We start from the raw sequence: 13,114 nt of genomic DNA, 5'->3' as shown, positions 1-13,114 counted from the left end.
GGCACTTTCCCTCGGACGGAAGGAAGGACAGGAAGGAGCAATCGAGACGTGTTTACGGTGAAGGAGGCGCGTCCCGGCGACGCCCTGAAGGGCATCGCCCGCATGAACCCCGCGGACATGGACGTACTGGGCCTGTCGGAGGGGCAGATCATCGAAATTGTGGGAAAGAAGGTCACGGCGGCCCGGGTGCGGGCATGCGAGGAGGACTGCGCGGAGCACGTGCTGCAGATCGACGGACTGACGCGCGAGAACGCCCTCGTGTCGCTGGAGGATACCGTAAACGTGAGGCCGGCGACACACCACTTCGCCGGAAGCATCACCCTGCAGCCCCTCTCCGCGAGGGCCCTGACGGACAAGGAGGGGGACTCGGCCTACATCCTGTCCCTGCTGGAGGGGCAGCCCCTGACGGCAGGGGACCGCGTCCGCCTGAACCTCTTCGGGACCCGAATCTGCGACTTCCTGGTCTCCGAGACGACCCCCGGGGGCACGGTAGTCGTGAGCAAGTCCACGTACCTGAACCGGCTCAAACCCGCAAAGGTCGCCCAGCCCCGCAAAATCTCCTACGAGGACATCGGCGGGCTGGGGTTCCAGATCCGCAGGGTGCGCGAGATGATCGAGCTGCCCCTGCGATTTCCTCAGGTGTTCGAACGGCTCGGGATCCAGCCGCCCAAGGGAGTGCTCCTCTACGGCCCGCCCGGCACGGGCAAGACCGTCATCGCCCGGGCCGTGGCGAACGAGACCGACGCATGGTTCACCCACATCTCCGGCCCCGAGATCATCGGAAAGTTCTACGGGGAGAGCGAGGAGCGCCTGCGCAACATCTTCGAGGAGGCCCAGAGCCGATCCCCCTCCATCATCTTCATCGACGAGATCGACGCCATCGCCCCGAAGCGCGAGGACATGGGGGGCGAGAAGCAGGTGGAGCGCCGGGTTGTGGCTCAGCTGCTGGCGCTGATGGACGGGCTCGAGTCGCGCGGGCAGATCGTCGTCATCGGGGCCACGAACATCCCCAACTCCCTGGACCCGGCCCTGCGCCGCCCGGGGCGCTTCGACCGCGAGATCTCCGTGCCGATCCCCGACCGCAAGGGGCGGCTCGAGATCCTCCAGATCCACACGCGCGGCATGCCGCTCGCGGAGGACGTCGATCTCAAACGCGTGGCCGACCTCTCCCACGGGTTCGTCGGCGCAGACCTCGAGGCGCTGGCCAAGGAGGCCGCGATGGCCTGTGTCCGGGACATCCTCCCCTACGTCAACCTCCATACGCAGGATATCCCCTACGAGAAGGTCGCCTCCCTCGAGGTGCGGATGAGCCATTTCATGGCGGCCCTGATGGAGATAGACCCCTCGGCGATCCGGGAGGTCTTCGTGGAGATCCCCGACGTGTCCTGGGAGGATATCGGCGGGCTGGAGGACGTGAAGGAGGAGCTCATCCAAGCCGTGAGCTGGCCCCTCCGGCACGCGGAAGTTTTCGAGCGTTACTCGGTCCAGCCGACGCGGGGCATCATGCTCCACGGCCCCTCCGGCACGGGAAAGACGCTCCTGGCCAAGGCCCTGGCCAAGGAGAGCGGGGTCAACTTCATCTCGGTCAAGGGTCCCTCCCTGATGTCCCGCTACGTGGGCGAGTCGGAGCGGGCGATCCGGGAGGTCTTCAGGACGGCACGCCAAGCCGCCCCCTCCATCCTCTACTTCGACGAGATCGAGTCCCTGATCCCCATCCGCGGCCGCGAGGCCGGGGGATCGGCCTTCACCGAGCGGGTGATCGGGCAGTTCATGTCGGAGATGAGCGGGATCGAGGACCTCCAGGGCGTCGTCGTCCTGGCGACGACGAACCGGCTGGACCTGGTGGACCCCGCCCTGCTGGTCGCGGGGCGCTTCGACCTGGTGCTGGAGCTCCCCCTGCCCGACGCGGCGGCCCGGGAGTCGATCTTCCGCATCGAGCTGCGCCAAAAACCCCTGGCCTCGGACGTCGACGTCAAGAACCTCGCGGCCCTCACCGAGGGGGCGAGCGGTGCGGACATCGCCTTCGTCTGCCGCAAGGCGACGACCGAGGCCCTCAAGGCGCATCTGAAGAGGGAGGGGAGCTCTCTCTGCCTGGAGCGGGCCCATTTCGACGCCGCGCTCGGAGAACTGCAGAAGCGCAAGCGCTGAGAGACCGCTTCGAGCAAAACGGCGGAGGTCCCCAAACAGGAGGCCTCCGCCGTTCGTCTCATCGCCGATTCCGGCCCGGCTTTGGCGGGCCGGGCTCTCCCTCGCCGGGAGCGTTCATTGGGACGCCTTCACGACGTCCAAAACGACCTTCCGCAGATCCGGGTCCTCGAGGGCCAGCTGGACGTTGGCGGCAAGCCAGCCCTTCTGGGTTCCGCAGTCGAACCGGCGGCCCTGATAGACGACACCCCAGACCGGCTCCGTCTCCGCGAGCCGACGCAGCGCGTCGGTCAGCTGGATCTCGCCGCCCGCCCCCAGGCGTCTCTCCGCCAGCAGGGGGAACACGGACGGCGAGAGGACGTAGCGTCCCATGATGGCGTACTCGCCGGGCGCCTCGTCCACGGAGGGCTTCTCCACCATGTCGAGGATGCGGTGGATCCCCCCCTCGACCACCTCCGACCTGACGATGCCGTAGCGGGACACGTCCCCGCGGGGCACGCGCTCTAGCGCGACCACCGTCCCCCCCAGCCTGTCGTGGACGTCGATCAGCTGAGACATGACCGGGACGTCCCCGACGAAGACGTCGTCCGGCAGCACGACGCCGAAGTACTCCCCGCGGCAGAAGGGCTCCCCGCACAGCACGGCATGCCCCAGCCCGAGAGGCTCCCTTTGCCGGACATAGAGGATCTCGGCGAGGTTCGAGATCCCCACCACCATGTCGTGGAGCTCGTCCTTGCCCCGGGCCTTGAGCAGCTGCTCCAGCTCGAAGGAACGGTCGAAGTAGTCCTCGATCGACCGCTTGGCCCGTCCCGTGATCATGATGATGTCGGAACAACCCGAGGCCAGGGCCTCCTCGACGCCATAGGAAATGATGGGCCGATTCACCAACGGCAGCATCTCCTTGGCTATTTCCTTGGTCACGGGAAGGAAACGGGTCCCCAACCCCGCGACGGGGAAAAGACACTTCGTCACCTTCGCCTTCTCCCTCCCGCACACTTCACGCATCTCCTGAGTTCCCATGCAGACCGCTTCTCTCTTTCGTGTTAAAAATTCGTGCTCGGCCGAGGCCGGGCCGTTCCTCCCGGGCCCCGTTCCTCAGCAATACGCCTTCAGGCGCGCGATGAGCCGTTCGGAGACCTCGTCGACGAGGGGCTCATCCCTGGCCTCGACCAGTATCCTCAGGAGCGGCTCCGTCCCCGACGGCCTCACGAGCACACGCCCCCGGCCGCACATCCCCTGCTGGACCTCCTCGGCGATCTCCCCCACGCGCTCCATATCCAGCCTGCATCCGGGGGCCAGGGTCAGGTTGGACAGTTTCTGGGGATAACGGCCAAAGCGGTCGACCAGGGTGTCCACATCCTCGCCCAGGTCCTTCAGGGCGTTCAACAGGAGGAGCGCGGTACAGAGCCCGTCCCCCGTCCGCGTAAAGGCATCCGCGATGATATGGCCGGACTGCTCCCCCCCCAGTCGGGCCCGGCTGCGTCTCATGGCCTCCAGCACATAGCGGTCCCCGACGGGACAGCGAAAGACCTTGATCCCCTCCCGCCCCAGATGCTCCTCGAGGGCCATGTTGCTCATCACCGTGACGACGACGCCGCTTCCCAGCATCTCCTTTTTGGAGAGCCAGCGGGCCAGCACCCAGATGGCGATATCTCCGTCGATCAGGCGCCCCCCGGAGTCCGTCATCAGGGCCCTGTCCGCGTCGCCGTCGAAGGCAAACCCCATGTCGCAGGCGTATTCCGTGACGTAATTGCCCAAGTGGCGCATATGGATGACCCCGACGCCCTCGTTGATGTTGAGCCCATCGGGATCGGCCCCGATGAGGGGCCACCTGCTCCCGATCCGCTCGAGCAGCGCGGGCATCACCGCTCCCGCAGCGCCGTGCGCGCAGTCGAAGGCGATCTTCATGGGGATGGCTTCCGCGTGCGGCAACAGGGACGCCAAGTGCTCCACGTAGCTGTGCACCAGGTGCGGCATCTGGCGGATCTCGCCGATCGAGGCCCCGGTCGGCCGCCAGTCGTCCGTGAGGTTGTCCCCGAGATATTCCTCGATGGCCAGCTCCGACCCGTCGGAAAGCTTGCACCCGTTACGGTCCAGAAACTTGATGCCGTTGTACTCGGCCGGGTTGTGCGAGGCGCTGATCACCGCGCCCCCGTCCGCCGCCAGATGCTGCACGGCGTAGCTGACCCCCGGGGTCGGGATGATCCCCGCGGAGAGGACCTCGGCCCCGGCGGAGGTCATCCCCGCCGAGAGCGCCCCCTCCAGCATCATGCCGGAGCGCCGCGTGTCCCGTCCCAGGACGATGCGCGGGCGCGGCACGCCCCGCTCCGCGAGGAACAGGATGAACACCCTCCCCAGGCGCAAGGCCATCTCCGGCGTCATTCCTCCGCGGTTCGCAACGTCCCGAACCCCATCCGTCCCAAACAGAACCCTCTTGTTTTTCATCAGCTCACCGTCCCGCCGAACCCTCCACCGCCGTTACGGTCACGGTGGGAGGTTCGATTTTTACGACCTTCAAATCCTTCGAGGCGAGCTCCGTCCTGACGGGCAGAGCCGCGGAGTCCACAAAGATGCTGGATACGTCGACGTAAGCCTGAAGCCCCACGTCGCCGGGATGAATATCCGCCATCCTGGAGGGCGTACCTTCGACCGTCACGACGACGGACGGGGGCGTGATCGCCCAGCCCGCCGCCGCCTCCCCCTGCCTGAGGGTCACGGGGACGTTGGGGAACTGCGTGGTGGCCCTGACCGGCTCCAGCTGCACCGACAGGCGCACCGATTTCAGGTCGACGACCGAGACCCCCCTCACGTCGGGGGCCTTCAGGGGGACGACCAGGTGCTGATCGGCCGAGATCCAAGATATGTCCACCGTCTCGGTGTCCACCGCCGAGATCCGGGCCAGCCGCGCGGCGGTCCCCTCGACCTGAACCTCCGAGGGCTCCGTCACGACGGCCTTGACCTCGAAGTCCGAGGACGGCTTGCCGGTCAGCCGGACGTTGACGGGGACCTTTTTCTTGGGAAGCCCCCGGACCAGCGCCCCCTTCATCCTGACCTGCGTGGGCTCCAGGTTCACCTCGTCCTCGAAGGGCTCCGACTGGGAGAGTTTGACGGGCAAAAACAGCTCCTTGCCGGACTGAAGTTCCTGGACGGTCGGCTGAACCTGGACCGCGCCTATCTTGGAGATGTCCTTCTCGCCGCCGCGGACGGCCACCTCCTTCGGGACGATCTCGACGCCCTCCAGATACTGGCCGTCCGGGATGTCCTGAGGCAGGGCGACCTCGACGGTCATGAGGCGCACGACCTGACGCAGCAGGTCCACGACGACCTGCGAGGGGGTGGAGGAGACCAAGGATACGCGGGGGGGGAGATTGACCTTGACCTCCTGCGTATACTTCTTTCCCGGCGACAGGTCCCTGAGGTCCACGACGCAGGAGATGGAGTCGTAGTCCAAGCGGGCCATGACCTCCTCCAGGCCCCGGACCTCGATATTGACCTCGGACACCTTGTTGCGGAGCGTCGCCTGAGGGTCGAGCGAGCGGTACTCGATCGGGCACGAGAACTGCCGCGTCACGTACCCCCCGCCGTCCGATTCCGTGACGTAAAACCACATCAGCAGGGCCGCCGCCACGGAGATGGCCCACAGACACCACGGAGAGGTGAGGATTTCGTCAATGTTCTTCGATGAGATCATGGCTCAGGCACCCTTCTTCCAGGACGCGGGCAAAGGCTCCGGGACGGGGCCGGATATTTCCCCAACCGATCTTCCCCACGTTGCTCATGTCTGGGCCGGCGACTCCCAGAACAACTGCATCAGGCGATGAAGCCTGACGCGCCAGGTCCGGCGCACGGTCTCCCGCCCGGAGAAATAATGAAACAGCAGCTTTTCCATCTGGGCGTCCTTGAGGTTCTTCGAGAGATGTCCCTTGTAGGCGAGGGAGACCTCCCCCCGCTCCTCGGACACGATCAGGATCAGCGCGTCGGAGACCTCGGAGAGGCCCAAGGCGGCCCGATGGCGGGTTCCGTACCATCGGGAGATCTCCGGCGCATCGGCCAGGGGAAGATAGCAGCCCGCCGCGGTCATCCTCTCCCTGTCCAGGATGAGGGCTCCGTCGTGCAGCGGGTTGTCCTTCCAGAATATCGAGATGATGAGCTCCTGCGATATCTCGGCGCTCAGGTGGACGGCCGTTCGCCAGTAGTCCCCCAAACCGGTCTCCTGCTGCAGCACCACGAGCGCCCCGATCCGGTGTGCCTTCATGTAGTTGAGCGCGCCCGCGACCTGTCGGCTGAGGTTCTCCGCCTCGTCCAGGGGAATCCTGTGCCGCCACAGGTGCCCGCGCCCCATCTCCTCCAGCATCTTCCGCAGCTCCGGTTGAAACACGATGGGGACGGCAAAACTCAGAGCCCAGAGGCCCCTTCCCAACAGCCAGGAGAGAAGCCGAAGCTGGAGGGCCGAGGCCAGCAGCGAGAAGAGGAGGAGCACCAGCACCCCCTTCAGCAGCTGAATCGCCCTCGTCCCCGCCATCAGGACCAGAATGCGGTAAAGGATCAGGGAAACGATGAAGATATCGAAAAAGGTCCTTATGTTATCCCACATCGTACACGCTCATTTCGTCCTCGGTATCGGGCCCGGTCCGCCCGTTTTTCCCATGACCCTCGATAACGAACCCATCCTTGATATGGAAGAGCCGGACGGCCGGCGGCTTCATCAGCCTCGGGGGCATGTCGGCCGCCCCTCCGCCTAAACGACAAGTTTGACGGCTCCGCCGTAGATCAGCCCCCGCATCCCGTCCACGGTCACGACATCGCCGTCCTCCAGGGTCGCGAAGAGGTCCGCCACCCCGATGACGCAGGGTAGATTATAATCCAGGGCCAGGGAATTGCCCTCCGCCAGGAGCGCCCCGCTCTCCACGAGCACCGCCCCCGCCTTCTCCATGACGGCACGATGCTCCTCCTCGATCTGTCGGACGACAAGGATGCACCCCTCCGCCGCCTTCTCCGCGGCCTCCCGGGGTGTGCGGGCAAGGCAGACCCTCCCCGTGGCGTTTCTGCGCACCAGGGGCGTCCCCGTCAGCAAAATCTTCCCCGTGGTGAGGACCTCGACCATGTTCGTGGAGCCCGGCTGCCCCAGGGGGATGCCCGCCGTGATGACGGCCAGCTCGCCCTCCGGGATGCAACCCCCGGCGACACAGGCGTTGATCGCCTCCCGGGCGGCCACGTTCACGTCCGAAAGCTCGCTCAGCCGCACGGGACGGACCCCCCACCACAACGCGAGCTCCCGCCACGTCTGCTGAGAGGGGGTCACGCCGAGGATCGGACAGGAGGGGCGATGCTTGCTGATCATCCTGGCCGTGGAGCCGCTCTTGGTCAGGGAGATGATGGCCGAGGCCTCCACCTGCTTGGCGATCAGCACCGCCGCGTCGCTCACCGCATCCGGGACCCCGACGACCGAACCGCGTTCACGGCAGGGAAGGCACCAGATCCCCAGCTCCTCCTCGGCCCGGTCGACGATGCGCCGCATCGTGGTCACCGCCTCGACCGGATAGGCCCCCGAGGCCGTCTCCCCGGAGAGCATGACGGCATCCGTACCGTCCAGGACGGCATTGGCGACGTCGCTGGCCTCGGCGCGGGTGGGACGGGGATTGCGGATCATCGAGTCCAGCATCTGCGTCGCCACGATCACGACCTTGCCCCGGGAGCGGCACATCTCGATGATATGCTTCTGCACCAGAGGAACGTCCTCCGTCGGGATCTCGACCCCCAGATCGCCGCGCGCGATCATCATGCCGTCCACGACGTCGACGATCTCCGCCAGATTCTGGACGGCCTGGTGGGTCTCGACCTTGGCGATGATCTTCATCGTCCCCCCGCAGCTCTTGATCAGCTTGCGGACCTCGAGGACGTCGGACCGGGTCTTGATGAAGGAGACGGCCAGGTACTCCATCCCGTGCTGGATGCCCCAGGCGATGTCCTCCTTGTCCTTCTCGGAGAGCGCCGGAAGCGACAGGGCCGCTCCGGGGATGTTGACCCCCTTCGTGTTCCTCAGGGGCCCCCCGACGACGATGCGGCAGCGGACGTCCTCGCCCTCCACCCCCTCGACCTCCAGATGCAGGGTGCCGTCGTCGATGTAGATGTTCTGCCCGGGGAAAACCTCCCTCGCCAGAAGGGGATAATTGATGTGGATGCGCTCGGCGGTCCCGACGAAGGTTTCCCCGCCCCCCGTGAGGACGATGGAGTTCCCGCCGATCAGCGTGACCTCCCCGTTCTCCATCTGCCCCGTGCGGATCTCGGGGCCCTTCGTGTCCAGGAGGGCGGCGATGGGGGCCCCCGCATCCCGCTCCACGCGCCGGACCAGGTTCAGCTTCCTCTCGTGCCCCTCGTAATCGCCGTGGCTGAAGTTCAGGCGCGCAACGTTCATCCCCGCCCTGGCCATCGACATGAGCGTCCCGTAGTTCTCGCTGGACGGGCCTATCGTACAGACGATTTTTACAAACATCTTCCCCTCACCTCAGGATTATTGTAGACCTTAAGAAGCGCTGACTAAAATCTATAGGGAAAAATCTCCAGCGCTTTCTTGAAAATTTAACATGGGGGCAAAGCCCCCATACCCCCACGCCGCTATCCTGATAGCGGCGGCCCCGGCAAGTTCCCTCCTCAAAATAGGCAAGCTGGGGTACCACAGGGGGGCTTCAGGGATTAACATAGCGCTTCCCTTACAAGACACAAACGGGCACCAAAAGATCGGCGACCGGAACGGACTTCCGCGGCGGGGCGTCTCCGCGCGCCCCTTCCGCCCGGAAGGTCAGCAGACGATCTCCAGGGCCTCCAGGGGAACGACCTCGGCAAGCCGGCTCTGCAGCCGTCCCGGCACGGAGGGGTCGACCCTGAAATCGTTCAGGTAGACGACGCAGGCGTCCCGGTCGTCCTGAAACTCCAGCAGGACGGGGGATGCGCCCCGGCAGTCCCGAAGGGCCCGAGCGAAGTCGCGAACGTTCAGAGCCTGCGGAACGAGGTTCACCTTCAGGCGGATGCGGACGATGCCCGAGTCCTCGGCCTCCGAGAGCGGCGTCAGCCTCTCGACGATGAAGTTCTTGGGCTCCCTGTCCCCCATCCTGCCCTCCACCACGAAGGGCACCCCCACCTGGACCTGGGCCCTGACGCCCTCCCAGACCCTGGGGAACGCGACCATCTCGATGCTGCTGTTCGAGTCCTCCAGGAGCAGCTGTCCCATGACCGCCCCCTTCTTGGTCGTCTTCTCCGACGCCGAGAGGAGGATCCCCCCCACCCTGGGGGCCGTCCGCCCCTGCCAGTGGGGCAGGTCCGCGATGGAACAGTTGGTGAACCTCCCGATGGTCTCCTCGCAGCCGTCGAAGGGATGCCCCGAGATGTAGAGCCCCGTGACCTCCTTCTCGAACTCCAGCTTTTCGTGAAGGACGTAGTCGTCGGCCTCCGGGATGTCGGGGCCCGCCTCGTCGGCGGGGTCGTCCGCCGCGGAGTCGAAGAGCGAGAGCTGCCCGCCGCCCCCCTCCAGCCTCTGAGCGCCCTGCACGAACTCGGGAAGGACCTGGACGAGGCGCCTCCGGTTCGGCAGGATCTCGTCGAAGGCCCCCGCCTTCACCAGGTTCTCTATCGTCGCCCGGTTGAGGACGTGCAGGTCGACGCGCCGGACAAAATCCCACAGGGACTTGAACTTACCCTCTTTGCGAGCCGCGACGATCGTGTCGACCGCGCCATGCCCCACCCGCGTCACCGCGCCCAGGCCGAACCGGATCAGGTCGCCCACCGCCGTGAAGCTCTCCATCGAGGAGTTGATGTCCGGGGGAAGCACCGACAGGCCGCTGCGGCGAACCTCGCGCACGTAGTGGGCCAGCACGTCCTTCTTGGCCTTCATCTGGCTGGAGAGGTAGGCGGCCATGAACTCCGCCTTGTAGTTCGCCTTCAGGTAGGCCGTATGATACGCGATCACGGCGTAGGCCGCACTGTGAGACTTGTTGAAGCCGTAGCCCGCGAACTTCTCGATGAGGTCGAATATCCCCTCGGCCGTCTTCGCCTCGATCCCGTTCCGGGCGGCCCCCTCCAGAAATTTGGCCCGCTGCTCCTGCATGACCTCCACCTTCTTCTTGCCCATGGCGCGGCGAAGGAGGTCGGCCTCCCCGAGCGTGTAGCCCGCCAGGACCGAGGCGCACTGCATCACCTGCTCCTGATACAGGATGACCCCGTAGGTCTCCTTGAGCACCCCCTCCAGAAGGGGGTGAGGGTAATGCGGGAGAGCCCTCCCGTGCTTGCAGTCGATGTACTGATCCACCATCCCGCTCTCCAGCGGGCCGGGGCGGTACATCGCGAGCGCCGCGATCAGGTCCTCGAAGCAGTCGATGCGCAGCTTGCGGAGCATCGCCCGCATCCCCGAGGATTCCAGCTGGAAGATCCCCATCGTGTCGGCCTCCTGCAGCAGGCGATAGGCCGCCGGGTCGTCCATGGGGACGAGGTTCAGGTCCGGCACGGGCTTGCCGTTATGCCGGATGTTCTCCAGGGCCTCCTCGATGATCGAGAGGGTGCTGAGCCCCAGGAAGTCCATCTTGACCAGCCCCAGCTTCTCGATGGGTTCCATCGTGAACTGCGTGACGGTCTGGCTGATGTCGAGCCCCCCCTCCGATCCCGACGGCGAGGCCGAGGGCTTGATGCGGCGGATGGGCACGAGGTCCGTCATGGGCACCGGGGTGATCACGACGCCCGCGGCATGCTGCGAGGCGTGGCGGGCCAGCCCCTCGATATGTGCGGCGACGTCCAGCACCTCCCGGATCCGGGGATCCTCCTGCATCGCCTGGCGCAGCTCGGGGGTCCGCTCGACGGCCTCCCGGATGCTCTTGGCGTCGAGGGGGATCAGCTTCGCCACCCTGTCCATCAGGGCGTACTCCACGCCCGTGGCCCGCCCGACGTCCTTGACCGCCTGCCGGCTCTTCATGCGCCCGAAGGTGATGATCTGGGAGACCCGATCGCTGCCGTAGCGCTCCACGATGTACTTCAGCAGCTCGTCCCGCCCCTTGTCCGAGACGTCGGTGTCGATATCGGGCATGCTGATCCGCTCCGGGTTCAGGAAGCGCTCGAACAGCAGGTTGTACTTCAGGGGGTCCAGATCCGTGATGCGGAGGCTCCAGGCGACCAGAGACCCCGCGGCCGACCCGCGCCCCGGTCCGATGGGGATGGAGCGGTCCTTCGCCGCCCGAATGATGCCCGCAACGATCAGGAAGTACGCCGCGAAGCCCATCGAGTTGATGACGCCCAGCTCATACTCCAGGCGCTCCGCGTACTCCGGAGGTGGGGCGTCCGTGCCCAGGCGGCTGCGCAGCCCTGCGCGCGCCTCGTCCTCGAGGTGGGACTCCAGGGTCACTCCGTCGGCCAGGTCCAGGCTGGGCAGCTGATACGAGCCCGTCTTAAGGTCGAGGCTGACGCAGCAGCGCTCGGCGATCGCCACCGTGTTGTCCAGCGCCTGGGGCAGCTCCGCCCCGAAAAAGGCGTCCATCTCCTCCGGCGACCTCAGGTAGAAGTCGTTGACGCTGAACCCGAAGGCATCGTCGGTGTCGTCGGCCCGGGTGTTGACGCGCAGCAGGATCTTATGCCATTCGAAGTCCTCCGCGCCCAGGTAGTGCGCGTCGCTCGTCGCGATGAGGGGAATGCCCGTATCCCTGGAGATGCGCACCAGGGCTTTGTTGACAATGGCCTGCTCGGGAAGCGTGTTCGACATGATCTCCAGAAAGAAGTTGCCCTCGCCCATGATGTCGCGGTACAAAAGGGCCCGTTCGGCCGCCTCCGGCTCCTTGCCGGCGAGAATGAGCTGAGGGATCTCCCCGGCCAGGCAGGCCGACGAGGCGATCAGCCCCTTGGCATGACGCGCCAGCAGGTCGTGGTCGATCCTCGGCTTGTAGTAGAACCCGTCGGTATTGGCGATCGAGACCAGCTTGATGAGGTTGCGGTAGCCCTCGTCGTTCTCGGCGAGGAGGATCAGGTGGTTGTTCTTCCCCTTCTTCTCCCGGGAACGGTGGCCGTCGGGATCGACGTAGGTCTCGCAGCCCAGGATGGGCTTCACTCCGCTGGCCCGGCAGTTCTCGTAGAACTCCACCGCCCCGTACATGGCCCCGTGATCCGTCATGGCGACGGCGGGGGCCCCCCACTCCGAGACCCTGCGTGCGAGGTCCCTGGTGCGGATGGCCCCGTCCAGAAGGCTGTACTCGGTATGCACGTGCAAATGAACGAAAGGCCGCGTCATGCCCCCATCATCCTTCCATCGTTCCCTCAGTCATCATTCTCACTCGTCGTCCCTGTCCTCGTCGGGCACCGCCCCGCCGTCCGATTCGTCGAGTCCCCGCCTCACCAGGACGACCTCGCCGTTCATCCACCGGGACACCTCCCGCACCAGCCCGTCGAAGGGCAGGGCGCTCACCCCATCCTGAGGGGGCTCCCGGTCCTCGGGGGGCGGGACGACCGACTCGGCGCTCTCGGGCTCCTCGGGAGCCCCCTCTCCCGCCGCCCCTCCAGCGGAGGGGAAACAGGCGGCCACGGCTGCCCCGCAGCGCAGGAACACCCCGCCGCCGTAACGGGAAAACACCTCCGCGAGGGCGGAACGATGCCGGCTCAGAGAGAGCACCTCGTAGACGTATCGGTGGGGAAGCTCCAGCAGCAATCGCCCCTCCGCCCCCAGGAACTCCCCGTCCAGAAGCGCGCAGAAAAGGACGAAGTCCCTGTGGTGCGCGAGGGCCAGCAGCTTCTCGCAGGCCTCCTGCGGCAGGGGCGTCCAATCCGCCTGGGGCAGGGCCTCCGCCCCCTCTCCTCCCGCCGGTGGTCCCGATTCCTCCGGGAGGGCGGACGGTTCCGAAGCGGGCGGAGCGGGCTCCTTCGGGGCGGCGGGCTCGACGGGGACGGGGGACGTCCTGTCTCTTATACACATCTGACGCTGCCGACGACTAGTCGAGTGTAG

Annotated in this window: 8 protein-coding genes; 1 reads left to right on the top strand and 7 read right to left on the bottom strand. The window is 66.2% G+C overall.

What is annotated here, in order from left to right:
* The first annotated feature begins 48 nt into the window (after positions 1-48).
* Entirely contained in the window at positions 49-2,148 is a 2,100-nt protein-coding gene (locus tag ABLA28_RS07470; protein ID WP_347713134.1) for a CDC48 family AAA ATPase, read from the top strand.
* A gap of 114 nt (positions 2,149-2,262) precedes the next feature.
* Here ABLA28_RS07470 and galU read toward each other — a convergent pair whose 3' ends face one another.
* From galU to ABLA28_RS07435, 7 genes are all read right to left on the bottom strand, one after another.
* Complete coding sequence (gene galU / locus ABLA28_RS07465; protein WP_347713133.1) at positions 2,263-3,141, bottom strand: UTP--glucose-1-phosphate uridylyltransferase GalU; 879 nt, start codon at positions 3,139-3,141, stop codon at positions 2,263-2,265.
* A gap of 99 nt (positions 3,142-3,240) precedes the next feature.
* Entirely contained in the window at positions 3,241-4,590 is a 1,350-nt protein-coding gene (glmM, locus tag ABLA28_RS07460) for a phosphoglucosamine mutase (RefSeq protein WP_347713132.1), read from the bottom strand.
* Positions 4,591-4,594: 4 nt separating this feature from the next.
* A complete protein-coding gene (locus ABLA28_RS07455) occupies positions 4,595-5,836 on the bottom strand; it encodes a CdaR family protein (RefSeq protein ID WP_347713131.1) in 1,242 nt (413 codons plus the stop codon).
* 84 nt (positions 5,837-5,920) lie between these two features.
* Positions 5,921-6,739 (bottom strand): diadenylate cyclase CdaA, encoded by an 819-nt coding sequence (gene cdaA, locus ABLA28_RS07450; protein WP_347713130.1) that lies wholly within the window; start codon positions 6,737-6,739, stop codon positions 5,921-5,923.
* 144 nt (positions 6,740-6,883) lie between these two features.
* Complete coding sequence (gene pyk, locus ABLA28_RS07445) at positions 6,884-8,638, bottom strand: pyruvate kinase (RefSeq protein WP_347713129.1); 1,755 nt, start codon at positions 8,636-8,638, stop codon at positions 6,884-6,886.
* A 306-nt stretch (positions 8,639-8,944) separates the two neighbouring features.
* A complete protein-coding gene (dnaE, locus tag ABLA28_RS07440) occupies positions 8,945-12,406 on the bottom strand; it encodes a DNA polymerase III subunit alpha (RefSeq protein WP_347713128.1) in 3,462 nt (1,153 codons plus the stop codon).
* A 39-nt stretch (positions 12,407-12,445) separates the two neighbouring features.
* On the bottom strand, positions 12,446-13,114 hold a 669-nt coding region (locus ABLA28_RS07435), incomplete at its 5' end, for a hypothetical protein (RefSeq protein WP_347713127.1).

This window comes from uncultured Fretibacterium sp. (genome assembly GCF_963544685.1).
GTDB lineage: Bacteria > Synergistota > Synergistia > Synergistales > Aminobacteriaceae > CAJPSE01.
The sequence above is the reverse complement of the archived record's forward strand: the minus strand, read 5'-3'. Positions and strand labels throughout refer to the sequence as shown.

Excerpts from the sequence above, each read along its gene's own strand:
- glmM (WP_347713132.1), bottom strand. The coding sequence starts at position 4,590 with ATGAAAAACAAGAGGGTTCTGTTTGGGACGGATGGGGTTCGGGACGTT.
- ABLA28_RS07455 (WP_347713131.1), bottom strand. The coding sequence starts at position 5,836 with ATGATCTCATCGAAGAACATTGACGAAATCCTCACCTCTCCGTGGTGT.
- cdaA (WP_347713130.1), bottom strand. The coding sequence starts at position 6,739 with ATGTGGGATAACATAAGGACCTTTTTCGATATCTTCATCGTTTCCCTG.
- pyk (WP_347713129.1), bottom strand. The coding sequence starts at position 8,638 with ATGTTTGTAAAAATCGTCTGTACGATAGGCCCGTCCAGCGAGAACTAC.
- dnaE (WP_347713128.1), bottom strand. The coding sequence starts at position 12,406 with ATGACGCGGCCTTTCGTTCATTTGCACGTGCATACCGAGTACAGCCTT.